27 protein-coding genes are annotated in these 25,496 nt (G+C 56.2%); 16 read left to right on the forward strand and 11 right to left on the reverse strand.

The genetic code is table 11. The annotated features are described in order from the left end of the window. Positions 1 to 113: 113 nt before the first annotated feature. Both thiL and VPK24_RS00610 read right to left on the reverse strand, forming a co-directional pair. On the reverse strand, positions 114 to 1,193 hold the full coding sequence (gene thiL, locus VPK24_RS00605) for a thiamine-phosphate kinase (protein WP_393009780.1): 1,080 nt from the start codon (positions 1,191 to 1,193) through the stop codon (positions 114 to 116). Between the two features lie 189 nt (positions 1,194 to 1,382). Beyond that, complete coding sequence (locus VPK24_RS00610) at positions 1,383 to 2,450, reverse strand: peptidylprolyl isomerase (protein WP_393009898.1); 1,068 nt, start codon at positions 2,448 to 2,450, stop codon at positions 1,383 to 1,385. Positions 2,451 to 2,920: 470 nt separating this feature from the next. On the opposite strand from VPK24_RS00610, the gene efp reads away from it, so the two are divergent. The 6 genes from efp to cysK all read left to right on the forward strand — a co-directional run bounded on the left by efp (position 2,921) and on the right by cysK (position 7,895). Then, a complete protein-coding gene (gene efp / locus VPK24_RS00615; protein WP_393009782.1) occupies positions 2,921 to 3,481 on the forward strand; it encodes an elongation factor P in 561 nt (186 codons plus the stop codon). Between the two features lie 332 nt (positions 3,482 to 3,813). Beyond that, a complete protein-coding gene (gene accB, locus VPK24_RS00620; RefSeq protein ID WP_393009784.1) occupies positions 3,814 to 4,311 on the forward strand; it encodes an acetyl-CoA carboxylase biotin carboxyl carrier protein in 498 nt (165 codons plus the stop codon). Positions 4,312 to 4,333: 22 nt separating this feature from the next. Continuing rightward, positions 4,334 to 4,675, forward strand: coding sequence for a DUF2288 domain-containing protein (locus VPK24_RS00625; protein WP_393009786.1), 342 nt, complete (start codon positions 4,334 to 4,336; stop codon positions 4,673 to 4,675). Between the two features lie 425 nt (positions 4,676 to 5,100). Next, positions 5,101 to 5,991, forward strand: coding sequence for a hypothetical protein (locus VPK24_RS00630; RefSeq protein WP_393009788.1), 891 nt, complete (start codon positions 5,101 to 5,103; stop codon positions 5,989 to 5,991). A 263-nt stretch (positions 5,992 to 6,254) separates the two neighbouring features. Beyond that, positions 6,255 to 6,692 carry an RrF2 family transcriptional regulator gene (locus tag VPK24_RS00635; RefSeq protein ID WP_393009790.1) on the forward strand — a complete coding sequence of 146 codons (438 nt, stop codon included), beginning with the start codon at positions 6,255 to 6,257 and terminating at the stop codon, positions 6,690 to 6,692. Between the two features lie 243 nt (positions 6,693 to 6,935). After that, a complete protein-coding gene (gene cysK / locus VPK24_RS00640) occupies positions 6,936 to 7,895 on the forward strand; it encodes a cysteine synthase A (protein WP_393009900.1) in 960 nt (319 codons plus the stop codon). 129 nt (positions 7,896 to 8,024) lie between these two features. On the opposite strand, the gene ald is transcribed toward cysK, so the two are convergent. Beyond that, positions 8,025 to 9,107: an alanine dehydrogenase gene (gene ald / locus VPK24_RS00645; RefSeq protein ID WP_393009791.1), complete on the reverse strand. Its 1,083-nt coding sequence runs from the start codon at positions 9,105 to 9,107 to the stop codon at positions 8,025 to 8,027. Between the two features lie 306 nt (positions 9,108 to 9,413). Here ald and menB point away from each other — a divergent pair, with 306 nt between their 5' ends. After that, positions 9,414 to 10,247: a 1,4-dihydroxy-2-naphthoyl-CoA synthase gene (gene menB, locus VPK24_RS00650; RefSeq protein WP_190354371.1), complete on the forward strand. Its 834-nt coding sequence runs from the start codon at positions 9,414 to 9,416 to the stop codon at positions 10,245 to 10,247. 392 nt (positions 10,248 to 10,639) lie between these two features. On the opposite strand, the gene VPK24_RS00655 is transcribed toward menB, so the two are convergent. Both VPK24_RS00655 and VPK24_RS00660 read right to left on the reverse strand, forming a co-directional pair. Next, positions 10,640 to 10,933, reverse strand: a complete 294-nt coding sequence (locus VPK24_RS00655) for a hypothetical protein (RefSeq protein ID WP_393009793.1) — start codon at positions 10,931 to 10,933, stop codon at positions 10,640 to 10,642. A 919-nt stretch (positions 10,934 to 11,852) separates the two neighbouring features. Next, complete coding sequence (locus VPK24_RS00660) at positions 11,853 to 12,449, reverse strand: DciA family protein (RefSeq protein ID WP_393009795.1); 597 nt, start codon at positions 12,447 to 12,449, stop codon at positions 11,853 to 11,855. Between the two features lie 596 nt (positions 12,450 to 13,045). On the opposite strand from VPK24_RS00660, the gene VPK24_RS00665 reads away from it, so the two are divergent. Next, on the forward strand, positions 13,046 to 14,365 hold the full coding sequence (locus VPK24_RS00665) for an SPOR domain-containing protein (RefSeq protein WP_393009797.1): 1,320 nt from the start codon (positions 13,046 to 13,048) through the stop codon (positions 14,363 to 14,365). A gap of 202 nt (positions 14,366 to 14,567) precedes the next feature. After that, on the forward strand, positions 14,568 to 15,230 hold the full coding sequence (locus VPK24_RS00670; protein ID WP_393009799.1) for a PspA/IM30 family protein: 663 nt from the start codon (positions 14,568 to 14,570) through the stop codon (positions 15,228 to 15,230). A gap of 10 nt (positions 15,231 to 15,240) precedes the next feature. Here the strand turns inward: VPK24_RS00670 and VPK24_RS00675 are convergent, their stop codons facing one another. Continuing rightward, complete coding sequence (locus VPK24_RS00675; RefSeq protein WP_393009801.1) at positions 15,241 to 15,399, reverse strand: hypothetical protein; 159 nt, start codon at positions 15,397 to 15,399, stop codon at positions 15,241 to 15,243. A gap of 169 nt (positions 15,400 to 15,568) precedes the next feature. Here VPK24_RS00675 and VPK24_RS00680 point away from each other — a divergent pair, with 169 nt between their 5' ends. From VPK24_RS00680 to VPK24_RS00690, 3 genes are all read left to right on the forward strand, one after another. Then, positions 15,569 to 16,348 carry a PspA/IM30 family protein gene (locus VPK24_RS00680; RefSeq protein ID WP_393009902.1) on the forward strand — a complete coding sequence of 260 codons (780 nt, stop codon included), beginning with the start codon at positions 15,569 to 15,571 and terminating at the stop codon, positions 16,346 to 16,348. 213 nt (positions 16,349 to 16,561) lie between these two features. Continuing rightward, on the forward strand, positions 16,562 to 16,912 hold the full coding sequence (locus VPK24_RS00685; protein WP_393009904.1) for a thioredoxin family protein: 351 nt from the start codon (positions 16,562 to 16,564) through the stop codon (positions 16,910 to 16,912). A 34-nt stretch (positions 16,913 to 16,946) separates the two neighbouring features. Next, a complete protein-coding gene (locus VPK24_RS00690; protein ID WP_393009803.1) occupies positions 16,947 to 18,134 on the forward strand; it encodes an LL-diaminopimelate aminotransferase in 1,188 nt (395 codons plus the stop codon). A 152-nt stretch (positions 18,135 to 18,286) separates the two neighbouring features. Here the strand turns inward: VPK24_RS00690 and VPK24_RS00695 are convergent, their stop codons facing one another. Continuing rightward, positions 18,287 to 19,471 (reverse strand): hypothetical protein, encoded by a 1,185-nt coding sequence (locus VPK24_RS00695; RefSeq protein ID WP_393009805.1) that lies wholly within the window; start codon positions 19,469 to 19,471, stop codon positions 18,287 to 18,289. A 344-nt stretch (positions 19,472 to 19,815) separates the two neighbouring features. Between VPK24_RS00695 and VPK24_RS00700 the strand changes: the two genes are divergently transcribed. Then, entirely contained in the window at positions 19,816 to 21,555 is a 1,740-nt protein-coding gene (locus VPK24_RS00700) for a hypothetical protein (protein ID WP_393009807.1), read from the forward strand. An 88-nt stretch (positions 21,556 to 21,643) separates the two neighbouring features. Here VPK24_RS00700 and VPK24_RS00705 read toward each other — a convergent pair whose 3' ends face one another. The 4 genes from VPK24_RS00705 to VPK24_RS00720 form a co-directional block, all read right to left on the reverse strand. Continuing rightward, positions 21,644 to 21,961 (reverse strand): nucleotidyltransferase family protein, encoded by a 318-nt coding sequence (locus tag VPK24_RS00705; RefSeq protein ID WP_393009906.1) that lies wholly within the window; start codon positions 21,959 to 21,961, stop codon positions 21,644 to 21,646. Position 21,962: 1 nt separating this feature from the next. Continuing rightward, on the reverse strand, positions 21,963 to 22,529 hold the full coding sequence (locus tag VPK24_RS00710; RefSeq protein WP_393009809.1) for a Uma2 family endonuclease: 567 nt from the start codon (positions 22,527 to 22,529) through the stop codon (positions 21,963 to 21,965). Between the two features lie 117 nt (positions 22,530 to 22,646). Further along, positions 22,647 to 23,126 (reverse strand): DUF3368 domain-containing protein, encoded by a 480-nt coding sequence (locus tag VPK24_RS00715; protein ID WP_393009811.1) that lies wholly within the window; start codon positions 23,124 to 23,126, stop codon positions 22,647 to 22,649. After that, the gene (locus VPK24_RS00720) at positions 23,113 to 23,364 is read right to left on the reverse strand and encodes a UPF0175 family protein (RefSeq protein ID WP_393009813.1); all 252 of its coding nucleotides are present in this window, start codon (positions 23,362 to 23,364) and stop codon (positions 23,113 to 23,115) included. The genes VPK24_RS00715 and VPK24_RS00720 overlap by 14 nt, the downstream gene beginning before the upstream one ends. Positions 23,365 to 23,532: 168 nt before the next feature. Here VPK24_RS00720 and VPK24_RS00725 point away from each other — a divergent pair, with 168 nt between their 5' ends. The 3 genes from VPK24_RS00725 to VPK24_RS00735 form a co-directional block, all read left to right on the forward strand. Then, the gene (locus VPK24_RS00725; RefSeq protein WP_393009815.1) at positions 23,533 to 23,775 is read left to right on the forward strand and encodes a hypothetical protein; all 243 of its coding nucleotides are present in this window, start codon (positions 23,533 to 23,535) and stop codon (positions 23,773 to 23,775) included. After that, positions 23,775 to 24,182 (forward strand): type II toxin-antitoxin system VapC family toxin, encoded by a 408-nt coding sequence (locus tag VPK24_RS00730; RefSeq protein ID WP_393009817.1) that lies wholly within the window; start codon positions 23,775 to 23,777, stop codon positions 24,180 to 24,182. The genes VPK24_RS00725 and VPK24_RS00730 overlap by 1 nt, the downstream gene beginning before the upstream one ends. 125 nt (positions 24,183 to 24,307) lie before the next feature. Beyond that, positions 24,308 to 25,496 (forward strand): tetratricopeptide repeat protein (locus VPK24_RS00735; protein WP_393009819.1); only part of this gene is annotated, 1,189 nt, incomplete at its 3' end.

Raw genomic sequence — 25,496 nt, forward strand, 5'->3', positions numbered from 1 at the left:
GCTTTGCGGTTGAACAGCTCCGCATTTTGCGCCTCTAGCATTGCTCAATCATGATGGCTCAATCCTGGGCCAATTGGGCATGGCCGCCTTGGGCCCGGCCCAGCGAGACAGCCTCAAGCGGGCCCGGTGGTGGCCGATGTTCCGAAATGTTGGAAGCTGGCCGATCGCCCGATCGGCTCGATCGCCCCTGAATCCACCACCCAGGCGATCGGCTGCTGGGTTAACGCTTCTAGATCCGCCTCTGGAGCCACCATTTCTCCCACAATGGCCGCCGAACCGCCCAAGGACTGCACCAAATCAGCAGCCAAATCCGGTGGTAAACACAGCACCAATTCAAAATCTTCGCCCCCATAGAGCGTCCAATGGCGGGCTTGCGCCAGCCCCACCGCCGCCACCAACCCCGCTGGCATCGGCAGCCGATCGCCCCACAGTTTCGCCCGCAGGCCGCTGGCTTGGGCCAATTGCACCACCGCATCGGCCAGCCCATCGCTGGAGTCCATGGCGGCCAGGGGGCGATCGGCCAGCCTGGGGCGCAGTTGATCCAACTGGGCAATTACGTCCAAACGGGGGGTTGGGTATTGGTGGGCCCGAATCCAGGTCGATCGCGCTGCGGCCGAGGGTTCCACAGCCTCCGGGGGCCAATCAGCCAACAGCAGGGCCAATCCTGCTCGGGAAGCCCCATGTTCACCCGTCACCACGATCGCGTCTCCCGATTGGGCCGCGTGGCGCTGGAGGGATCGATCGGGCAAAACCGATCCGATCGCCGTGATGGCCACTGTAGCCACGGTCGATCGCGTCACGTCACCCCCCACAATGGCCCCGCCAAACTGGGCTAAGCAATCGGCCATTCCCCCATAGAGAGCCTCCACCCAGTCGATCGCACAATTCCCCGGCAGAGACAGCCCCACGGTGATTGCCCGAGGCGTTGCCCCCATAGCTGCCAAATCGGACAAATTAGCCGCCACCGCTCGCCACCCGATCGACCTAGGAGGGGTGGTGCGATCGCTAAAATGCACCCCGTCCACCAGCACATCAGTTGTGACCACGAGCGATTGACCCTCGGGCCAATTCAACAGGGCCGCGTCATCGCCCACCACCGAGCGATCGCAAAAGGCAAACAACCGCGCCAGTAACCCCGCTTCCCCCACATCCGCCAACCGCAACGATTCCACCGCGTCCACAACCTCCCGCACTGACTCCAAACGCACTCAACCCAAACATAACGACCCAGCAACCCAGGCAACCCAGCCAACCGGAACGGCTCCCAACGCCCAAAGCAAAGTCCCCCTTGGCATCCAGGCCAAGCGGGGACTCAATCCTCGGGGAGGCGTTCGCTGCAAGACAGGTTCTGAGCAAACGGCATCACTCAGAACCCGCCGCACCTAACTGGGCTGCACCAGATTTTCCAACCCATCCACCACCGTTGCCTTCACCACCTTGTCACCGGGGCGAATCTTATCCAGCACCGCCTTGGCATCGCTAATCGAGTAGCCAAATACCGCATAGCGACCATCCAGCAGGTTGGCCCCGGCGGGAGTCAGTTCCGGTTCAAACAGGAAGAAAAACACCTGAGACGAACCGCCATCGGGATCCGGTTCCGGTCGGGCCATGGCCAGGGCCCCATAGGACGAGAAGGGCAGCACGGGCAAATCGCCATAGCGGCCCGCATCTTCGAGCGTGATGCCGTAGGTGGGTTCTTTGTCGCCGCTGGCCAGAATCTCTAGGGGAATGGCGCGATATTCGTTGGTTTTGGGATCGATGAAGCCTTCAGCGGGGCCAGCCGGATCGCCAAATTGCAACACGTAAGAATCTTCGGCGCGGGTGAAGGGCAACCCGTCATAGAAGCCTCGTTGCACCAAGTCCACAAAGTTGCCGGCCGTGACGGGGGCGCTGTAGCCATCCACCATCACGGTGACGCTGCCTTTGCTGGTTTCAATCTCGATCGTGGCCCGGCCCTTCAGTTGAGGCAGGTTGGCATATTGAGCAGGCACTTCAAAGGGGAAACCCTGCACCATATCCGCTTCGATCGCCCCCACTGCGTCCAGAATCTCCCGGCGCAGTTCCCAAACCGTGGACTTATTTTTGGTTTCCACGGCGGCTTGGGCCTTGGCGATCGTCTCGCTAATCTGATCAAGCTTTTGGGCCGCGGCTTCCTGGCGATCGGGACGAACGGCCGCCAAAATTTGGTCGCGCTTGTAGGTCACCGTCCGATCGGCCGTTTTCAAGCTGGTGGCCACGGGACTCCAACGCTTAGCCCGCAAGGATCCGGCGATCGATTCCACCTCCGACTGCACCTTGCGAATGGGCACATTGTCGATCGGCAAGGAATAGCGCAGCAGGGCCTTGCCGTCAGTGATGGCATTGCCGGCCGGCAGTGCTGCCCAAGCGGGAGCCGCCCCGATCGTCCACAGCACCATCACCAGGCTCAGGGCGATCGCCCAACCGCCCATCCACCCTTGCTCCCGTCCTTGCAGTTGTCGATCGACCACCGCTGTCCAGGGTTCGATCGTCTTTGCCCACCCGGAGCGGGTTTGCCCTGCCTTAAGTCGCCTTGGAATAGCCATGATCGAAGATAAATCGAGGTCAATCGAAGTGAATAAAAAATATGGCTGGCTGACGGCTGGCTGACGGCTGGCTGACTACTGGCTACACCGGCAATTGCGCCAGCCAACCCGCAAGCCAGCCCCCAGGACTCGCAAGAAAACTAGCCCTAAACCCTAGCCCGCAAGCCCTCAAACCATCGCAACAGCCCCAGCGCGATCGCCCGCTTCCATGGGCGCATCGGGAGACTGCCAATCTTCCAATCTTGCCATAGCCCGGTCGATTCCAGATTCCTGGGCCCAATACCCAACGGCCCCAAAAAGCGGTAGAGTGTATCCCGTCCTATGCCCGCCTGCGGTGCTTTGTAAACCAGCTTCCGATGATTTCCAGTAATGATTTCCGCCCCGGTGTCACGATCGAGCTAGACAATGGTGTCTGGCGAGTTGTCGAGTTTTTGCACGTCAAACCCGGCAAAGGCGCAGCGTTTGTTCGCACGAAGCTGAAAAACGCGCAGACCGGCAGCGTGGTTGAGCGCACCTTCCGCGCAGGGGAAACGGTTCCACAAGCGACCCTGGAAAAAAGCGACATGCAGCACACCTACATGGATGGTGAGCAGTATGTGTTCATGGACATGAAGACCTACGAGGAAATGAACATTTCCGCCGCCCAAATTGGCGATCGGGTCAAATACCTGAAAGAAGGGATGGAAGCCCAGGTGGTGACCTGGAACGGCAAGGTGATTGAAGTGGACTTGCCCAACACCGTGGTTCTGGAAGTGGTGGAAACGGATCCCGGCGTGAAGGGCGACACCGCCACCGGGGGTCAGAAGCCCGCCAAGCTGGAAACCGGCGCAACGGTCATGGTTCCCCTGTTCATTTCCGTGGGCGAAAAATTGCGGATTGATACCCGCGAAGACAAGTACCTTGGCCGCGAAAATTAATTTCCTTCCAAAGCTCCTGGTGATTGGGCCCTGGAACACCACGACCGATCGCCAGGGGCTAGGCAATTAGTGTTACAACCGATACTGAATCAGCCCCTGCCCCTGGTCTGGGCAACCCTTGGGAATCTCCAAGCGATCGTCCTCAGACCAGGCAGCTCTCTAAACTAAATCCTGACTAAATCCTGCATTTTGCATTGCCTTGGTTTGCATTGCTTTAGATTGCCTAGATTGCCTCTTTTTCAACTCGGAGCCTGGGCCCAAGGCCCCATAGACGGCTCTTTTTTGAATCCCTTTAACGCTTTAACATTCTGCGATTAGGAGCGAGACGACCCGTGCCGCTGGACTTTGACGAATTGCGGGAACTGCTGCTGGTTCTGAACCAGACGGACATTGCCGAAGTGACGCTCAAGCAAGGTGACTATGAGCTGACGGTGCGAAAGGCAGTGGCGGCGGCAGCAGCAGGCACGGCGATCGCCCCGATGGCCATGGCAGCGGCCCCGATCGCCCCGGCAGCGGCCCCGGTGACCATGGCAACGCCCCTGGAGCCAGCAGCGCCGCCCGCCTCGCCACCGCCCCTCAACGATCCCAAACTGCTGGAAATCAAGTCCCCGATGGTGGGCACGTTTTACCGGGCCCCGGCCCCCGGCGAGCCGCCCTTCGTGCAACCGGGCGATCGGATCGCCTCGGGGCAAACGGTTTGCATCATCGAAGCCATGAAACTGATGAACGAGCTAGAAGCCGAAATCAGCGGTGAAGTGGTGGAAATTTTGGTGGAAAATGCCCAACCCGTCGAATTCGATCAAGTTTTGATGCGGGTGCGGCCCGCCTAAACCACCTGCCCCCATCAAGCGCATGGATAGCGAACCCAGCAACCCCAATTTTCCGGCCGATGACCCCTCCAGCGGCAACCTGCGATCGAGCCTCATGGAATCGATCGACCTAGCTGAGTGGGATTGGCTGAAGCCCCACATCGGCCGCGATGCCGTCATTGTGGTTACGCCAGATTTGGACTTGGCCGAAGTGGGCGAGGCCCTGGCCAGCGACAACACCGCCGTCGTGCAGCGCTGGATTGATGAGCAGGCGATCACAAAACCCACCCAAGCCGAACTCGCGGAGTGGGATCGATCGGGCGATGTTCGTTTTCAGGCCATGATTGTTGCGCCCTTTGTGCTGGTCAAGCTGATCACTGGCTAGGTTCGCTTCCCAAGATCAGGATTACACTAACCTAAGAGTGATTGATGCTTGAACACAAAGCATCATAACTGTATCTATGGGACACAAAATCTAAGGGATAAAAGCCCATGATTCCTGGCTGGACAGTTGCCCGCGCAATCCCCACTGAAATCCTAGTTGGCTTAGTGGCTGGACAGTACAAACTCTATGGTGGCGTAATTCGTTGGGCTGCTGGAACAGGACAAGGAGGTCAAATTGTTCGGCATCTAATCCCCATCAGTTCTGATCTTTTTGGCGCTATTCCAGGACTCAGTTTTGTACCGGGAATCATCGCGAATGTCCAACTGCATGACCTACAAAAATTAACAGCAGCAAATACTCAGCAACTCCTCCAACTCTCAGGGCAAATTAGCGTCCTGTCTCAATCGACTCAGCAAATTTTGCAAATGGCAACCGGAGCAGCAGTCTTTTCCGGATTGGGCCTGGCCGTGAGTTCGATTGGTTTTTTGGCAATGAACCACAAGCTCAGCAAAATTGATAGTCGGCTCAAGGAAATTCAGCAAGAAGTGCAGGCGATCAAATCGTTTCTTGAAAGTAGTGAACGAGCCAAACTTTTCGCCGCTTTAAATGCCTTACTGAAAATTGATGAGCGTACCGATTCAGCCCATCGCCACACCATTTTGCATCAATCGCGGAATGTCTTGGCGGAGATTCACATGCGCTATCGGGAACTCTTAGCAGAGTCCCAGGCACTGAAAGTTACGATCGCCCATGAGGAATATTTTTCTCTCACTGCTTTAGCGCAAATCCGCTGCACCGCAGAGCTAGGAATGCTAGACATTGCTCGTAAGGAAGCACAGGAAGTCAATGAACTCTGGCAAGCACAAGCCCGCCGCATCGCTAAGGACATTCTGATTGGTGAATACCCCGAGCGATTCCTAGCTACGGATTTTGCGGATACGGTTCCTGTGACGGAATTAGCCCAGTGGATGGACTTTATTCAGCCCGAACAACGGGGATTGGGTTGGGTAGATGAGCTGCGATTGAAGATGAATGAAACCTGGTACGCCCGAGGCTGGCTCCCGAATCTGGGCAACTTGGGATCGGGCCTCAGCCGAAATGCGGGGCTAGGGCTTGACCAGGAAAAGCAAGTGGTGATCCCAACTCTGCGAAAGCTACTGGCTCGGAGCGCAGTCTTTGAAGGTTATGTCGCCCAATACAAGTTGTTGGAAGACCAACAGCTAACTCCCTCGGCCCTGGAAGCCAAATTGTTAAGCTTGCCAGAGTCGTCAGTAATCAAGGGTTATATCGTTTTGGAGCCAGAGCCAGCGACTTAGGAAGTCTTGACTGAAGGCCTTTTTCTGACCTAGCCAATCGCTCAGTCGTGGCGGATTGGCTTGAATTTTCCATACCCCACACCTCTCTCGAAACCCTACAAAACCCAGCGGAAAACCGGGGTATACTAGGATCGCCCCGAAGCTATCTCGATCGACTCGCCGATCAACGATTCAGATCCATGATTTAGATCCATGATTCAGATCAACGATCATGAGGCGATCGGGCGCTTAGGGATCCAGCCTCGCTCCTAGGTTCTCCACCCGTGGAACTGTCATCCAAAAGCGAATATGCCCTTCTGGCCCTGTTGCAACTCGCCGATCGCTACCAAGACGACGAGCCGTTGCAAATCCGCCAAATTGCTGCCGATCAGGACATTCCCGATCGCTACCTTGAGCAACTCTTAGCCACCCTGCGCCGAGGCGGTTTGGTCAGAAGCCAACGCGGGGCCAAAGGTGGCTATCTGCTGGCGCGATCGCCCTGGACGATCTCGCTGCTGGATGTGCTGCGATGTTTAGAAGGAGCCGATGCCAACATTGCCGACGACGATGGGCGCGATCGCCCGCTCGAAAGCGCCATTATCTACGAGATTTGGGTTGAAGTGGATCAAGCTGCCAACAACGTGCTGCAACGCTACACCCTCCAGGATCTCAAGGATCGTCGAGATGCCCGCAAGCAACTTGACCTGATGTATTACATCTAGGCTCTGGGGATCATGGCTGCCCAGGGGCAATCCAGAGCACTTAACAGATCCTGAGAATGCTCAGGATACTGGTGGTTGCTTGTGGTTGCTTGTGGTTGCTTGGTTTTTGCTGAATTGCTGGCTGAATGGCCCGATGATTCAACTGATCCACTCACTGCCCAATGCTTCGTTGTTCGATCCGACCCGTGCCATAGGGGCGATCGATCCCCTCAGACCTGACGAGAGAGTTCCAGCCAGATGTCCATGAACGTCGCCAACAACATCACCGAACTGATTGGCCGCACTCCCCTAGTTCGGCTTAACCGCCTGCCCCAAGCGGAAGGCTGCCTGGCCGAAGTGCTGGTCAAGCTGGAGAGCATGAACCCTTCCGCTTCGGTGAAAGACCGGATCGGCATCAATATGATCGAAGCTGCTGAACAGGCTGGCACGATCATTCCAGGTAAGACCGTTTTGGTGGAACCCACCTCCGGGAACACGGGGATTGCCCTGGCCATGGCCGCCGCTGCCAAGGGCTATCAACTAATCCTGACCATGCCGGAAACCATGAGCGCTGAGCGGCGGGCCATGCTGCGAGCCTATGGGGCGCAGTTGGAACTCACGCCGGGCATTGAGGGGATGGGCGGTTGTATTCGGCGGGCCCAGGACATTGCCAACACGGTTCCCAATGCCTACATGTTGCAGCAGTTCCGCAACCCGGCAAATCCGGATATTCACCGCCGCACCACCGCTGAGGAAATTTGGGCCGACACGGACGGCAAGATTGATTTTTTGATTTCCGGTGTGGGTACAGGCGGCACAATTACGGGCGTGGCGGAAGTAATTAAGCAGCGGAAGCCGGAGTTTCGAGCGATCGCGGTGGAGCCGGCCAACAGTCCGGTGCTCTCCGGCGGGCAACCGGGCCCCCACCGAATCCAGGGGATTGGCGCGGGGTTTGTGCCCGAGGTGCTGAAGGTGGATCTGATTGATGAAGTAATTACGGTGACCGATGACGAGGCGATCGCCTATGGTCGTCGGTTGGCGCGGGAAGAAGGCTTGCTGTCGGGGATTTCTTCGGGAGCGGCGATTTATGCGGCGATTCAGGTGGGTCGCCGCCCAGAAAATGCGGGCAAATTGATTGTGGCGATTCAGCCCAGCTTTGGGGAGCGCTACCTGAGCACGCCGTTGTTCCAAGACGCGGAGCCAGTCACGAATATTCCGTTGTAATGAGGATTAATCCGGGTAGGGGCGTACCGCTGTACGCCCCTACAGGGTTGATGGGTCTCGATCGACCCGAATGGGGATGATTTTGATCACGTCGTAGCCGTGGATGGTTTTAGCGACCCCTCCTCATTCCTACAAATCTGGGAAAACCGCTTGGACGGCTGGATGTTCGATCCGGCCGTCTTTGATGTTGAGGCCCTTCGCCAAGGCTGGGTCGCGATCGAGCGCGGCCAGTCCGTGATCCGCCAAGGACAACACGTAGGGCAAGGTGCTGTTTTCCAGGGCTTGGGTGGAGGTGCGGGGCACAGCGCCCGGCATATTCGGCACGCCGTAATGCACCACGCCACACTCGGTGTAGGTGGGCTGGCTGTGGGAGGTGGGGTGCAGGGTTTCGATGCAACCGCCCTGATCGACTGCCACATCAACGATTACGGCTCCGGTGGGCATCTGTTCCACCAGCGATCGACCGACCAAGATCGGGGCCCGCCGCCCGGTCACCAACACCGCGCCGATCAGCAAGTCCGTTTCGGGCACAACGGCTGCGATCGCGGCGCTGCTGCTGTAGAGCAACTCCACCCGCGAGCCAAACAGGGTTTCTAGATCGTTCAGGCGATCGACATTCACATCCAAGATCCGCACCTTGGCCCCCAAGCCCACGGCCATCTTGGCGGCTTCGGTGCCGACCACGCCGCCACCGAGGATCGTGACGCGGCCCGGCGCAACCCCCGGCACACCGCCCAGCAAGACTCCGCGCCCGCCCTGTTGTTTTTCCAAGTAGCGGGCCCCAAACTGCACGGACAACCGCCCGGCGATCGCGCTCATGGGGGCCAACAGGGGCAGACGGCGATCGGGGGTTTCCACGGTTTCGTAGGCGATCGCGCTGATCCCCGATCGCAGCAAGGCTTCGGTTAAGCCCCGCTCTGCCGCCAAATGCAAGTAGGTGAACAACAGTGGCGTGGTTTTCAAGAAGCCATATTCACCGGGCAGCGGCTCCTTCACCTTCACCACCAAATCACAGTCCCAAGCCAAGTCCGCTTCGGGCACAATCCGCGCCCCAGCCGATCGATAGTCTTCGTCGCCAAACCCCGCACCGGCACCGGCCTGGGTTTCCACCCGCACCGAATGCCCCCGATCGACCAACGCCCGCACACCCTGGGGAGTCAAACCCACCCGAAATTCCAGATCCTTAATTTCCTTGGGAACACCGATTTCCACGGGGACTACCTCCTGTTGAAGCGGTCGTGAGTGGCTAAACGCGCCCGATCGCCCCGTTGCTGTTTTGTTGCAGAAACCTTAAGGGTTTTGCCCCAAAATCGAAAATCACGTGCGATCGTGCATTTGCATAGGATCCCCTCTAAGCTAACGGCTCGATCGAGGATCACGGTGTGCCCCTCGTCACAGATGCAATTTCCAGGGGGCAAGACTCCATTGGCAAAGACTCGGCCCGGCCAGCATCCGGGCGATCGCGCCAACCCCTATGCTGGTCAAGCATCCAATTTTTGATTAACAAACCAGCCAACCATGACCATTCAGTGGCAAACCGTTAAAACCTACGAAGACATCCTCTACGTCAAAGCCGACGGCATCGCCAAAATCACCATCAACCGCCCCCACAAGCGCAACGCCTTCCGCCCCAAAACGGTGTTTGAGCTGTACGAAGCCTTTTGTGATGCCCGCGAAGATGCGGCCGTGGGCGTGATTTTGCTGACCGGCGCAGGCCCCCACACCGATGGGAAATATGCCTTCTGTGCCGGTGGGGATCAGAGCATTCGCGGGGAAGCGGGCTACGTGGATGAGGCTGGCGTGCCCCGGTTGAATGTGTTGGATTTGCAGCGACTGATTCGATCGATCCCCAAGGTGACGATCGCCCTAGTGGCGGGCTATGCGATCGGGGGCGGCCATGTGCTGCACCTGCTCTGTGACTTGACGATCGCCGCTGACAACGCGATTTTTGGGCAAACGGGCCCGAAAGTGGGCAGCTTTGACGGCGGCTTTGGAGCCAGCTATCTGGCCCGAATTGTGGGTCAGAAAAAAGCCCGCGAAATTTGGTTTTTGTGTCGGCAATACGACGCGCAACAGGCCTTGGAGATGGGCCTTGTCAACACCGTGGTTCCCGTGGCGGAACTGGAAGCGGAAGGCCTGCGCTGGGCCCAAGAAGTGCTCGAAAAAAGCCCGATCGCGATTCGTTGCCTAAAAGCCGCTTTGAATGCCGATTGCGACGGGCAAGCAGGCTTACAGGAATTGGCTGGAAATGCCACCATGCTCTATTACATGACCGAAGAAGGCAGCGAGGGCAAACAGGCTTTTCTAGAGAAGCGATCGCCTAATTTCCGCCGCTATCCCTGGCGACCCTAAGCCATATCAGGCAAAATTTTTAGGGTTCTTGGGTATCAGGCTCACCCTTGCCCAATCGACACAAAATTCGATCTAAAAAAATGAACCAGGAGCACCTTAGTCTCCTGGTTCATTTTTCACTTTTGAATGACTGATGATCTAGTGCTTACCCAGTTGCGTCCATCAGTTGCTAATGATGTGCTAGTGACGGGTCAAAATTGGTTTCAATCGTTGTTTCAGTCCCTATTTCAACCCGAATAGCGTTCTTTAAGTGTTAATCCTTAAAACGGAGCAATACCCTAGGGGATAATAGTTAGGAAATTGCCTGATTGGCTAGGCGCTGAGTTGGGAGCTTGATGCACCCTGAAGCTGATACTCATCAGGCCTTGATTGCCAACGGCATGACTGATCCCCTAGGCAATGGAAGCAGAAGCATTCGATCGCAAAACCGACGTAGTGGTTGCCAGAGCCGCTTCATTTTTAAACTCCACCGTCGCCACGATTGCCACGCCCGTTTCTGCGGGGCTGTGAACCAACCGCTCTAATGATTCCCAAGATGGAGCGAATGCTGGCATTGCGAGCGGACAAGCCTTCCAGCCCGCACGAACCACTGCATCAAACTGACCGCAATATCCACCACGTCGCCCTTCTGGGGTGTAGTAGCGACAATGGCGGCAAGCAGAAACTTGGAAGGGCGTAGCACTCATATTTTGCACTGCCAACGCAGAGCGCCGCTGAGAATTTGCTAATTTCATTATGGAATTGAGACGAAAGGCCGTAAAAGTCCTTAAGACCTAGATCTGCTCTGAGATTCAGCGATCCCAAACACTTTTAGAAATTTAGATTATCTTCAGCTTCCACTTTGGCTTCTTCAAAAATTTTCTTCAGAAGTCCATTGATTTTCCTAAAAAATCAGCTAGGGGATCAAAGAAAAATTACTTAAAATCAATCGTTAATCATTTTGAAGAGTTTTTGTCAATTACTTTAAAAAGTCTTTAAAAAGGGTGGCCAATTTCTCCAATGACGCTAGGAGCCTGGGTTTCTAGTAATGGTAAGTTATGAAAGTCTAGGAGTGAACGGTTACCTAGAATACCGTTTCCCAAGAGATACCATTATACAAAACGCAATATTTAGCAACATCTCTTGAAATTGACGAAGGCAGGACATTTGAGATCAATTTTTTTTGGACATACTATTGGCCTCATTGTTCGATCTCATTGTTTGATCGGGGAGCCATTTGGATCGGCTACGAGTTTGGGATTGGGATCAATCGAGTTGAGCTATTTTTGATACCTTTCCCAGGAAATTTCGCAAGAAACCCTCCCAGAATTTTGGTGAGCAAATCCTGTAAGCAAATCCTGCGCAAAATTTTGAGGCTTCCATGAAACCAGTGCCCGCATTTCACTGCTTGCATTGATTCGCATTGATTTCGCATTGATATCGATCTGTATTCACCCACATTCACCCATATTCATATGCTTATGGAGTTGTGGTTTTTCTGTTCCTGCGTTTCTGGCTTGGATTTCTGGCTTGGATTTCTGGCTTGGATTTCTGGCTTGGATTTCTGGCTTGGGGTTTCTGGCTTGCGCATCGAACTTCCAAAGGCAAGCTGAATGGAAGCTGATCTCAAGATCCAGAGCCGGATGAACGGGCTTGAGACCAGCGCTCAACCATGCACAAACTACAAACTCCCCAGCGCTCTAATTCCGCTGGTGGGGTCGATCGCCCGCAATGGGGACAGCAATCATAGCGCTTCAGTTGACTTTGCACGGAAGCGGCCCACTGGGTGAACGCTTCGGTGGCGGTGGCGGGTCGGGGTCGATCGGGAGGGTGCTGGGATCTTTGGGGCGATCGGGCAGTGGCAGCGGATCCCAGGGCGATCGACTGAGACCGATTTTCAAACCAGCGGGCCGTAGAAAATCGCGCGTCGGTCAGGGGCGGGTTGAAGGGGGGCGTAATCGATTGGTTAATTTTGGTGATCAGGCGCGATCGCTCAAACATCAGGGTTTGGGCCCAAGCGGGATTGGACACCGCCACCCACAGTACCCCCTGATGCACGGAAATGGGGCGGGTGTGACCGGCCAAGGCCTCGCCCACAATGACTCGCCATTGCTGACAGAGTTGCAGGAAAGACCGGTTTGACTGCCAAGCCGGGTGTTGGTCAAGCCGTTTGAGCAGTCCATCGATTGGGTCAAAGGCCATGGCCAAAGTACGGGGGAGCAAAGGGGTTAATCAGCAGAGATTTGGGAAACAACCGGGGTCGATCGAACCAGTCAGCCTTGTGAATCCAGCCCATGGCCCTGCTCAACAATTCCGTGAACCCAATCACAACTCACGGCTCAGAATCAGTTCGATCGGGTTAAATTCGATCAGGTTGAATCTGCGTTGAACCTGCGTTGAATCGGCGCGGATTGGGTTCGCTCAGGCTGCATCAGCTCAGATCACATCAGACCACAGCGGCTCAGATCACAGCAGCTCAGATTCAGAACCCGTGGGAAAGCCTTATGGGTTAAGCAAACAGCGTTTAATCTGGACAAACGCTTCGCAAAATCTAAAATAGGCGAGAAGCAAGCCCGCTGAGAGGATGTTTGAAAAATATCTTGAAGCCCTAGTCAAGCCCCAATTGTCGTCGGGGCAAGGGGCTTAAGCCCCTTGTCTGTGTCGATCGCTATCGATCGCTGGGGGAAGCGGTGTATCCATTTTGGCTTTTCAGACACCCTCTGAGGCATCCGTTTAATCTTTCCTGGTCACATCTTTCCTGGTCACGTTGAACCATTTGGGTGATTATTAACCCTGCACCGAGGAGCCTCGAAACCGCTATGAAATTCCGCCCAGCGCGCCAACAACCCGCGCGATCGGAGACCGAGCCAACCCTGCACCGTCGCCTGTCCTTGGCGTTGGAATGCATGGAGTTGGACTTAGACGCGGAACTCGCGCGCTATCGTCGCCTGCGGGGCCCTCGCCAAGGCATTGTTCGTCGCTTCTTTCTGAAGCCCCCGGAACGGGCTGGAGAACCGCCCCTGTTGGCTTCTGCGGAGGCGCTGGAGGCTTCTGGGGCCCTGAGCTTGCCCCCTGTGCCTGATACTAGCGATTTGCAAGCGGCTTTGGCTCAGCAAAACCGCCGCCCGGCTTCGCCTCGATTGCTGACGGCGGCGGATGAGTTGGGCGAGGATGCACCCTTGGCGGCGAAGTCCGTGGTGCAGGCGGCGATGCTGCTGGAGGGGGCCCAACCGGTTGCCAATGGCAATGGCTGGGATCGACGGCGGGTGCGTCGGAGACAGGAACCCACCTGGACGGGGATTGGGGTCGGAACGATTTTGGTGATGCTGTCGGGCACAATTTGGACTTACTACAGCAACTATCCCGATAGTGACGGTTGGCTAAAGGTGGGTGGATTTTTGGAACGAACGGGCCGGGCGATCGGGCTGAATCAACCGGCCACTCGATCGCCAGAGCCGGTTTTGGCAGAATTGCCCCCTGCGGAACCCACCCCTTTGCCCACGGCCCCCACTGGGGTAACGGTGGATTTGACGCGGGATGAGTTTGCTGATTTGAGCCTGGAGAGCCTTTCGGTTTTGGGCGATCGCCCGCCGATGCCCACGGGAACGATCGGGGCCGCTGCGCCCGCTGGGGCTAACTTGGCCCCGCAACCGGCCCCCAGCCCCTTGCCGTTTCCCCAAGCCCAGCGTGCCCCAGCCAATCCCCCAACCAACTCACCCGCAGCCCCAGCGGTGGCTAATCCGAGTGCTGATGGGCGCTGGTATGTGGTGGGGCCCTACAGTGGGCCCGCTAGCCTGATTGCCGCGCGCAAACAGGTGGCCGATGCCTATGTGCGGGAATTGTCGATCGGGCGGCGAATTCAGTTTGGGGCCCTGGACAATGCACAACAGGCCAACCAGCTCATTCAGCAACTGAAGGCGGCCGGGATTACCGCCACGGTCTATCGCCCCGTTGCCCCCAGACCAGCCGCTAGCCCAGGGGCCAAACCTAGCCCGAATGCGAATAACGCCAATCGCAACCAGCCCAATAATCGCAACGCCGCTAACCGTAACCAGCCCAATAATCGCAATCAATCTGCGGCCGGCAACCGCTCCCAACCCAGTTCCAGCCCGAAGCCCAGTCCCCGAACCAATCCGTAAACCAGCCGGTCATCGGCCGGTTCAGTCAACAGTCAGCAAGCAAGTCAGCATCAGCCAGCAAATGATTATCAGTTGAGCGGTAATTAATCGGTTGAGCGGTAATTGATCAATTGCTGACCAACCGCAACGGCATCGCCCCCCAAAGGCCCCACCGAACGATCGAAGCGATAGGATCGGGGCAAGAGCCAGAAGGAGATCGAGCGTGGGACTATTGCAGCGACTTGGGAAACTGGTGCGCGCCAATGTGAACGCGGCGATCGCCCAGGCGGAAGATCCTGAACAGGCCTTGGATCAGGCCCTGATGGACATGCAGGATGATTTGGTGCAGTTGCGCCAAGCGGTGGCCCAGGCGATCGCCACCCAAAAGCGCACGGAGCGCCAACGGGAAGCCGCCGCCCGCGCCGCTGAGGATTGGTATCAACGGGCCCAACAGTTGCTGAATGTTGGGGATGAGCCAGGGGCCCGATCGGCCCTGAGTCAGTGTCACGGCCAGCAAGACGCAGCCGCCCACCTTCAGGAACAGTGGGAAACCCAACAGGACACGATCGCCCAACTGCGCAGCACCCTGCGGGATTTAGAAGCCAAACTGCTGGAAACTCGCACCAAACGCGATTTGTACGTGGCCCGTGCCCGATCGGCCATGGCTACCCAGCGAATGCACGACACTCTGAATTACCTGAGCCGGCCCAACAATCCGCTGGAGCGTTTGGAGTCTTGGACCATGGAACTCGAAGCTCGTGCCCAGTTGTCCCAGACCGCCGGTCGCGATCCATTGGAGCAGGCCTTCCAAACCCTAGAGTCTGACCAGCGCCTAGAGCGGGACTTAGAACAACTGAAAGCCCGTCGCCCCCCGGAGCTTCGATAATTCAACAGCATCACAAGTCCGCCCTGGGGCGATTCCCGGCAGCAATTCCCAGCGGCGATTCCCAGCGTCCTAGCCGCCAAAATTCCCGGTGTTGGGCAATGGCACAGGGCCCGGGCCCCTCAGCCCCCCAATAGCCGACCACGGTAGGAGAGCTAACCGAACTTGCCATGGGCCGCTGATTTTCGGTATCTAGGCTAATAGGACGATCGCAACTGCCGGTCTTGATCATGCGGCCGTTGACCGATGGAGTTGGTAGTTTGGATAAAGCAGTTGGCCTTGGGGCCAAGCTTCCCAATCCCGATCGCTTCCCCGATTTAACCAGCAGGAGAGCCACCGTCATGGGCCTTTTCGATCGCGTCAGCCGCCTGATTCGGGCCAATGTCAACGACCTTGTGAACAAGGCCGAGGATCCCGAAAAAATCCTTGAGCAATCGATCATCGACATGCAAGAAGACCTGGTGCAAATGCGTCAGGCCGTTGCCCGGGCGATCTCCGCTCAACAAAAAATTCAGCAGCAATATAACCAGGCTCAAAGTGAGGCCAACCTGTGGCAACAGCGTGCCCAACTGGCTCTGCAAAAAGGCGATGAAAGCCTGGCTCGCGAAGCCCTCAACCGCAAAAAGGTGCAGGCAGAAGCCGCCACCGCCCTCAAGGCCCAATTGGATCAGCAAGTGGGGATGGTGGATCAGCTCAAGCGCAACCTGATCGCCCTGGAAGGGAAGATTTCGGAAGCCAAAACCAAGAAAGACATGCTCAAGGCCCGGGCCCAAGCTGCCAAGGCCAACGAGCAACTGCAAGGGGCCCTCAGCTCCATGAACACCGGCAGCGCCATGTCCGCCTTTGAGCGGATGGAAGAAAAGGTGCTGGAAATGGAAGCCCGCTCCACGGCAGCGTTGGAACTGAGCGGCGTTTCGTTGGAGCAACAATTTGCATCCCTGGAAGCCGGTAGCGATGTGGATGATGAACTGGCGGCAATGAAGGCGCAAATGTTGGGTGGTTCCTCAACGCCAGCGGGGGCACTGCCGGCCAGCAATGCCGCACCGGCCACGGAGGCAAAAGACGCGGCGATCGATGCCGAGTTGGAAGCCCTGCGCCGCCAGCTCAACGACACCAAGTAGGCAGGACACCAAAACCGCCAAACCAAAAACTGCGATCGAGTTCGGGTGGGGGCGTGCGGCCGCGCGCCCCTGTAGCATTGCCTGTGCAGTGGTTAATTAACGCGTTTTGTGACCTAACCCGCAGGCGGCCGCCCCCTCGAAATATTGCCCTTACCGCCAAGACACTTGTGGATTTAAGATGCAAAAGGCGAATTTTCAGAAGCAAGGACAACGATCGTGAGTCAAGTGCGAGTCATTTCGGATGCCGAATTTGAAAGCGACGTGCTGGGAGCCTCGGGAACGCCCGTCTTAGCGTATTTTTGGGCATCTTGGTGTGGGCCTTGCCGGTTGATGAGTCCGAGCGTGGAATGGGCGGCGACCACCTGGGGCGATCGGCTCCAGATCGTGAAATTAGAAGTGGATCCCAACCCCATCAGCGTCAAGCATTGCCAGGTGGAAGGGGTGCCCGCCCTGCGACTGTTCAAGGACGGCCAATTGCTGGACACCAGCGAAGGGGCCCTGACCAAGGAGAAGTTGGCGGATTTCCTCAAGCCGCATGTGGGCGCAGTGCCCAGCGCAGTTTGAGGGTCATCGCAGCAGCATCCTGAGGCTTCAATTCATGCAATTTGCCGATCGACTAAAACCGCTGCAATTTAACGTGTTTGCGGAAATGGATCGGGCGAAGGCTGCGGCGGCTGAAACCCACGAGATTGTGGATTTATCGCTGGGATCGGTGGACTTGCCCACTTCGCCCCATGTGCTGGCGGCGATCGGGGAAGCGCTTCAGGATCCCAGCACCCATGGCTACCAACTCTTTCGCAATACGGCGGCCTTTCGACAGGCGGTGGCCGATCGCTACGAGCGGCAATTTGGCCTGGCGATCGACCCGGAAACGGAAGTGCTGGCTCTAATTGGCTCCCAGGAAGGAACCGCTCACTTACCCCTAGCGGTTTTAAACCCGGGGGATGTGGCCCTGCTGGGCGATCCGGGCTATCCCTCCCACTACGGCGGCGTGCATTTGGCGGGCGGTGAGGTTTATCCGATGCCGCTACTGGCAAAACATGGCTATTTGCCCCAGTTTGACCAAATTCCGTCGGCCGTGGTCGATCGGGCGCGGCTGATGGTGCTGAACTATCCCCACAACCCGACCACAGCGGTGGCTAACCTGGACTTTTTCCGGCGGGCGGTGGCGTTTTGTCAGCAGCATGGCATGGTGTTGATTCATGACTTTGCCTACGACGGGATGGCCTTTGGCGATCGCCCGCCGTCGGTGCTGCAAGCGGATCCAGAAAAGACGGTTTCGATCGAGTTTTTCACCCTGTCCAAGGCCTTCAACATGGGCGGCTTTCGGGCGGGTTATGCCATCGGTAACCGCGACCTGATTTCGGCCCTGCGCAGTGTCAAGGCCGCCGTGGACTTTAACCAATATCAGGGCATCTTGAGGGGGGCGATCGCAGCGCTTCAGGGGCCCCAAGCCGATGTGCAAGAACGGTTAGCCATTTTTCGCGATCGCCGGGATGCGTTTGTGGCCGCCATGAATCGGATTGGTTGGCCCCTGGAAACGCCCCAAGCAACTATGTTCGCCTGGGCTAAGTTGCCGCCGCCTTGGGAAAACCAGTCGATCGAATTCTGTAAGCAACTGGTGGCTGCCACGGGAATCGCCGTGGCCCCGGGGGTGGGCTTTGGCCCTTCCGGTGAAGGTTATGTGCGTTTTGCGCTGGTGCAAACCCCGGAACAGTTGGCGCTTTCGGTCGATCGCATCGCCGCCTTTCTCAAAACTACTCTCAAAACTGCCGCGTCTGCATAGACCGCTTCACCAGCCAATTACCAGGGCTAACCGCAGAGGTTGACCTGAGTGATCGACTGCTCGAAAGCTGCTCGAAAACCAGTCAAAAGTAGGTCAACAGTAGATCAATACACATTAGATCAATACATAGACCAATTTTTCGCCCTCAGTCCTTACCAAGGATTGCTGAAAGTGCGCACCGGTCGCCCACCGATGTTGGACTGGGATGGCTGTGTCACGGGTTCCGGAGCCACGGCCGGCTGGCTGGGCGGCGGGGCGATCACGGGGCTGTTGGGAACCGTGTTGTAACCGGCGTTTAAGGGCACACCGGAACCCGTGGAACCATAGCCCGGCATCGGAGCTGTTGGGATTTTGGGCAAGGTGCTGCCCGCCGTTGCCGGGCCAGAACCATAGCTGGGATAACCGGTGGGGCTGCCAAAGCCGCTATAGTTCCCATTGCCGGCCCCAGCATTGGGAACCGCCACATTCGGTAGCGCGGGATTGGTTGTGCCGCTGCCGATGGTGGAAGTTGTGCCGCTGGAACCCGTCACGGGAACCGTCGGAGTAGTGGTGTTAGTGCTGGTGGTGGGGGTTGTGCCGCTGGAATCGCTGCTGCCATCACCGTTGTTGAGGTAGAGGCGATCGAGCGCCGCTTGCAGGGGACTCACGGGCTGGCCGGTGGTTGTCCCATTGCCATTGAGCATGGTCGAGCTTCCCCCCACGCTGTAGGTGCTGCCATTGGCACTGGCGGCCCGAGGGTCATTGCTCAAAAATTGATTCACTGCCCTTGGGGCCAAACCGCTGCCCTCGCCACCGCGCGATCGACTGCCCACGGGGCCCGTCGAACCACCACTGAGCAACTGCAAAATATCCGCCAGCTCAGAGTTGGTATTGTTCGCCGTTTTTTCTTCATTCTGGCGATCGCGGTTATTGCGATTGTTCCGGCGCTGGTTTTGGGGCAGGGTTAGCTCCGTTGCCAACACATTAGACGAGTCAATATCGGCCGCCACCGAATCATCATCGGGCTGGGACTCCAGAATCGAGAGCCAATCCACCTTGTCCGGCTCAGGTTCGGCATTAGTCCAGCGATCGGGATTTTTCCAAAAAACCCAAGCCCCCAAGGTCGCCATCGAAATCGCCATGGCCGGCAACCAGATGAAGGGTTCACCCAACCAGCGCAGATTTCTCAGCACCAGCGTTAGGCTGAAGGTTTCGCGCAGTTGCGACACCCAACCCTCATGGGTTCCTGGCTCATGGGTTCCTGAGTGCGCCTTGTGGCCATGATGACCCGCCGGGTGATGGCTCGATGGGTGATGGCCCGATGAGTGGTGGTGATGCTCGGACATAGTTAGGGTCACCGGAGCAGGATCAGAGAGTGGTTGGAGCGTCGATCGGGGTTGGGGAGGCTGAACGAGAGCCGCTGGACAGAGACGGCGGAGAAGCGAGCGAAAACCCTAGACGAGAACGAGCCTTGGAGCGGTGGCCCAATTTTAGGTAACAATTGCTGCTTCCATTCTATCGGGTCTGGCAATCCTGCAGCCAGGGCCCAACCCCAAAGCCCCTCTGTCGCTGGGGCCCGCCCCCTCAATTCGCCATTACCCAAACGGAGAACCGACACCAGCGATCGCCCCAAACGGCCCAACCTTGGTTTAGGGTGGCTTCTGGCTGATCAGTTGCCGGGAATCCCGAAAGGTTTGGTTGGATGAAAAACGCATGGGCTTGGATAGGGGCGCGATCGGGCGATCGGCGCTGGAGCATGGTGCTCAGTGGAGCCATGGCGTTGTTTTATGGCTGGCAGTCGGTGCAGTGGGCCACACGCAATCCCTATATCGTGCAAGACGATGTGCGCCAGCATGTGTTTTGGGCCTTTCGTTACCTGGATCCGGGTCTCTTTCCCGGCGACTGGATTGCTGACTATTACCAATCCGTTGCTCCCTTGGGCTATCAGTGGCTCTATCACGGAGCGGCCCTCCTCGGCTGGGATCCCCTAACGGTCAGTAAATATTGGCCGGTGATTTTGGGTCTGGTGACCACGGTGCTGACCTGGCGCGTGATGATTCGGCTGTTGCCCGTGCCGTGGGTGGCCCTGTTGGGTTGCATTTTGGTGAATCAAAGCCTGTGGATGGAGGATGATTTGGCCTCATCCACACCGCGAGCCTTTGCCACGCCCCTGGTGTTGGCGGTGATAGATGCGCTGCTGAGTCGATCGCTCTGGGGCTGTTTAGGGGCGATCGCCCTCAGTGGTTTGTTTTATCCGATGGTGGCGGTGGTGGCGGCGGCGGCCCTGACTGTGAATTTGGGTCGGCGCTGGTGGGCCACCCGTCGGGGGCGATCGCATCCCGAAGCCCTGACTCCCCTGGACTGGCGCTTGGCGATCGGGGGCATTGCCATGGCCATTGCGGTGTTGTTGCCGGAACTGTTCACCAGCAGCGAGTTTGGCCCCGTGATCAGCCGATCCCAAGCCGCCGCCCTGCCGGAATTTAACTTTGTGGGCAATGAATACGGGCGATCGTTCTTTTTTCACCCCAATCCGCTGATTTTTTGGCTGTTTGCCCCCCGTAGCGGCTTCCTGTGGGTGGGATTTGTGCCCCCGATCGCCCTAGCGGCCTTGGCCTTGCCCCGCTGGTTGAGCCGGCCCGCCCGCGCCCGTCAATTTCCCCTAGCCAGTCGCCTTTCGCCTCACTTGGCCATGCTGGGGGATTGGGTTTGGGGTGGTTTGGGTCTGTTTCTCGTGGCCCATGCCCTGCTGTTTCGGTTGTATTTACCCAATCGCTATGGCTATGTGCCCTTGCGAGTGGTGTTGCCAGTGGCGGGGGCGATCGCCCTGGGCCTGTGGCTTGATCGGCAAATGCGAGCCACCCAATCCCAAAAACCGCGCTGGTTCTGGCCCCTGGTGAGCCTCGTTCTCAGCCTGTCGATCGTTGTGCCCATGGTTCCTAACTTGGCCGTGTCCAGCCAATTGCAAATGGAAGGACGCATGGCCGAAGTCTATGAATTTCTGCAAAAACAACCGAAGGACACCCTAGTGGTTTCCCTATCCAAGGAAGCGGATTTCATTCCGATCTTTGCCCGGCGATCGATTCTCGCCAGCCGCGAATTTGCCCTGCCTTACCATTGGGGCTATTACCGAGTTTTGCGCCAACGAATTGAGGACACCATCCGCGCTCAATACACCAGCAACCTATCGGAGGTGCAAGCATTCTTGCGGAAATATCAAGTGAATTTCTGGTTATTAGAACCCTGGTCACTCTCAAAGTCTGACTTGGAAGATAACACTTGGTTGCAGCAATTTCAGCCGCTCATCCAAGACGTGAGCGATCGGCTCGATCGCGGTGAAACTCCAGCTTTGGAACGGGCGATCGCTCCCTGTTCTGTCCTCGAAAACAAGCGCCTCCAACTGCTCGATGCCCGCTGCATTTTGCAAATTCCATCACAACCCTAGGGCGTATTTTCATTCGCTTCAATCAGCGGCATGATTAAGGCTCCTAGCTCGATTAATGGCATTCAAAATATCAAGTAAATAGGCATCATCACGATTCATAAATACTGACTGCAGTATCCAAAATTTCTTGGCGACGAATCCAGTTATCACCTTCTTGAATTGCCTCTTTGATGACCAGATCAACAGGGTGATCGAGCAGCTCTTCAAGTTGATGCTTGATTCTAGCGAGGGTCAGTAATCCTTGGGGAGCATCGGGCGCAAAGGAAATCAGCAGATCAATATCGCTAGTTTCTCGAAAGTCTTCTCGCAAAATAGACCCAAACAGGGCTAGTTCAGTAATTTTCCACTGCTGGCAAATTTCGATCAGCTTTTCCTCAGTGATTGCCAGGCGATTTATTGGAATCATACTAGCTAAAAATGTCGGCAACTTTGAGGGTGAAATTGGCGAACAGGGGCGAGGTTAATTCGTCTTCGGCAAAGAGGGTAAAGACCAGTTCTAAACGGGCTTGCGATCGCCGATAAATCTCAACGATTTGTTGTTGCCAATCCACGATCCAGTATTCCCGCACACCGACGCGGGAATAGAGCTTTAATTTCACCTGGCGATCGCGCGCAATATCTTGGGAAGACTGGGAAATCACCTCAACAACCAGCTCAGGAGCCGCTGTGAAATGACCTGATCTATCAACACAACTTGCGGCTCTCTCGTCGCTGATCCAAATTAGATCCGGGATGACGTTTTCTTCCCCCGCAAAAATCAGCCCCGGTGTTTGCAAGGCTTCTCCGATACGGTTGTCCACATCCTGGGTGGGGAGCGATCGACAGAGACGTGTCAAAACTCGCTGGTGTTTCCAGTGGGGAGCGCGGGTCACGTATAGGTCTCCGTCGATGATTTCGTAGCGATCGCCGGTGTTGGGGAAGAATTCTAAATCGGCGGTTGTCCACCGATTTTTCGGGTCAGCATTGGCAACCATAGGGTTAGGGTTTAGCGCTGGGTGGGTTGAATGTGGTTCAAAGGGAGCTAAATATCATGCTTATTGATGCCGAGATATTTGGTTTTTGGAAAGATCCTTAGTCTAAATAATCTGATTTCACTCCAATATTCGTTTGAGTAAATCTGGAGCAATCCGAAAGCCAGCTTGATGAATAAGATTGTTGATTGCTACTGGCAAGGATTCAAGCTGTCCGTCTTGTTCTGCTCGGAGCAAAATTCCCAAAATACCTGTTACTTGCAATCCCAAAGATTTAGCTGTTTTTCGACCTTCTCGCTCGTCCAAGAGTATCCAGTCAGCGTTGAGTTCTAGCGCGAGGGAAATTGCTTCGGATTCTCCTTGATCGAGAGTTTGCTTTAGCAGTCGAGTCAGGGACTGATCATGAGCTTCTTGAACTTCAATCCATCCTGAGGCGATCGCGTCTTGAATAATCGCAGATCCAGGGCGATTTTCACTGATTTTTAGTTCTTCTAAAACAGCTTTGGGAATGAGGACTTTGCCAAATTGCTGTTGCAAAAGAAAAAGTTGATTAATGATAGCCAAGTTCAAAATTGGCGAGGTGTTGCTAACGACTAGCATAGGCGAGGTCATCGTCTAGTTCTTCATGGCTGTAATGTCGCAGAATGCTGCGTTGGGCAAGCAGTTGGCCGAAGTCGTATTTATCCATTTCAGCAAGTTCGCGGGCTTTGCCGAAGGCCAGCAGGTTTTGGGCATAGAGGGCGATCGCAAGTTCGCGCCGTAGTTCGCGCTCGATGCGGGGTTCTGGTAGGCGAATGGCTTGAACAATTGAGTCGGAAATTGAGAGTTGTAGTCCCATGATTTTTTGGGCGATCGCCTGCTGCCTGTTGGTCTGTGGATTGTGGCGATCTTAGCACCGCTAAAAGGAGGGAGGCAGGGCGATCGCAGGTGGCGGTTGGCTAAAATGGTGAGGACTTGGGTTGCTGCTGTCGAGGTTGGGGATACATTCACGGTTTGGAGGTTATCGATGCAAATCACGATTACTTTGCCGCCGGATTTGGAGGGGTATTTGCTGCGCCAAGCGGCCCAGGCTAACCTCCCTTTGCCGTTGATTGTGCTACAGATTCTTCGGCAGCTAGTCCCGATGCCACCAGTTATCACGACTCAGTGGCCGGAGGCTGTTTTATCTTATGAACCAAGTCCCGATTTTCCTGAGTTTGAGTCTTATCGTAGCGAATTGATTGATCCCCAAGAAATAGAGTTTTTTTGATGCGTTATCTTTTGGATACTTGCGTCATCAGTGACTTTATTAAGGGTGATGCGGCAACAATATTTCGGTTTCAGAACACTTCACCGACAGATGTTGCAATTTCGGCAATTACGGTAATGGAGTTGCGTTATGGTCTGGCGATTAATCCACAAAGATTGAGCAAAGTTGAACCAGTCATTACTAGCATTCTTTCATCTGTAACCATATTGCCATTTGAGCTTGCTGAAGCGGAAAAAGCGGCGGAAGTTCGGGCTGTTTTAAAATCGCAGGGGCAGCCGATCGGGGCTTATGATGTGTTAATTGCGGCGACGGCGCTTGCACAGCAATTAATTATGGTGACGGCTAATCAGCGAGAGTTTGAGCGAGTTCCTGGATTGGTTGTTAAAAATTGGCGACAATCGGATTAAGGGTTACTGAAGTGTTGCTAGAACTTAGCAATTTTTATCGTATTAGTATTGTTATTTCGTAGTTTGCTGTGCCAGGTTTGGGACAGCGTTTTGGTGACAATTCACCGAGGGATTGAGGCGGCCCCATGGACGAGCAACGACTTCAGGCTTACAAAACCTTAATTCAGCAGTTGTTGGCTTGTCCGGCGGGGGAAGAGGCAAGTGTTTTGCAAGCCCAGGCAGAGTTGGTGGATGCGGGGCTGGTGGAGGTGATGCGCCTAGTGGCTGACCAGATGGCGGATGAGAGTCCAAACAACGCCGGTTGGTTGCGGCAGTTTGCGGGACAGGTGGCGCAGGCGTTGGGGCTAGAGCGGTCGAGTGCGAGCAGCTCGGAGGATATGGATCAGTTTGTGGGAGAGGTAATGGGGCAGATTGGCCAAACCAGAGGCAATCCGGAACAGGTTTATGGGTTTTGGCGAGCTAATTTAGATCGATTGAATCCAGAGTTTTTGGCAACGTTGCCAATCACGTTTCGCCGTTTGATCGGGCAAAATAGCCCTGAATTAATTGCGCCTGTCTTTGTTATGTTTGGCGATCTAATTCAGCAGTTTCCTTGGGGGGTACGCTGGCTGAATTTGGAACAAGCGATCGCCGCCTACGAACGGGCGCTGGAAGTCTATACCCGCGACTCCTTTCCTGAGCAGTGGGCAGGAATCCAAAACAACCTGGGACTGGCTTACCGCAATCGCATCCGAGGGAAGCGGGCCGACAACCTGGAGCTAGCGATCTCCGTCCACGAACGGGCGCTGGAAGTCTATACCCGCGATGCCTTTCCTGAGCAGTGGGCAGGAATCCAAAACAATCTGGGACTGGCTTACAGCAATCGCATTCGAGGGGATCGCGCCGACAACCTAGAGCAAGCGATCGCCGCCTACGAACGGGCGCTGGAAGTCAGAACCCGCGATGCCCTTCCTGAAGATTGGGCAACGACCCAAAACAACCTGGGAATTGTTTACTGGAATCGCATCCGAGGGGAACGAGCGGACAATCTGGAGCAAGCGATCGCTGCCTACGAACGGGCGCTGGAAGTCAGAACCCGCGATGCCCTTCCTGAAGATTGGGCAACGACCCAAAACAACCTGGGAATTGTTTACTGGAATCGCATCCGAGGGGAACGAGCGGACAATCTGGAGCAGGCGATCGCTACCTACGAACGGGCGCTGGAAGTCAGAACCCGCGATGCCCTTCCTGAAGATTGGGCAGCGACTCAAAACAACCTGGGACTGGCCTACAACGATCGCATCCGAGGGGAGCGGGCAGACAATCTGGAGCGGG

This window comes from Limnothrix redekei LRLZ20PSL1 (genome assembly GCF_043235035.1).
Taxonomy (GTDB): Bacteria; Cyanobacteriota; Cyanobacteriia; order CACIAM-69d; family CACIAM-69d; genus CACIAM-69d.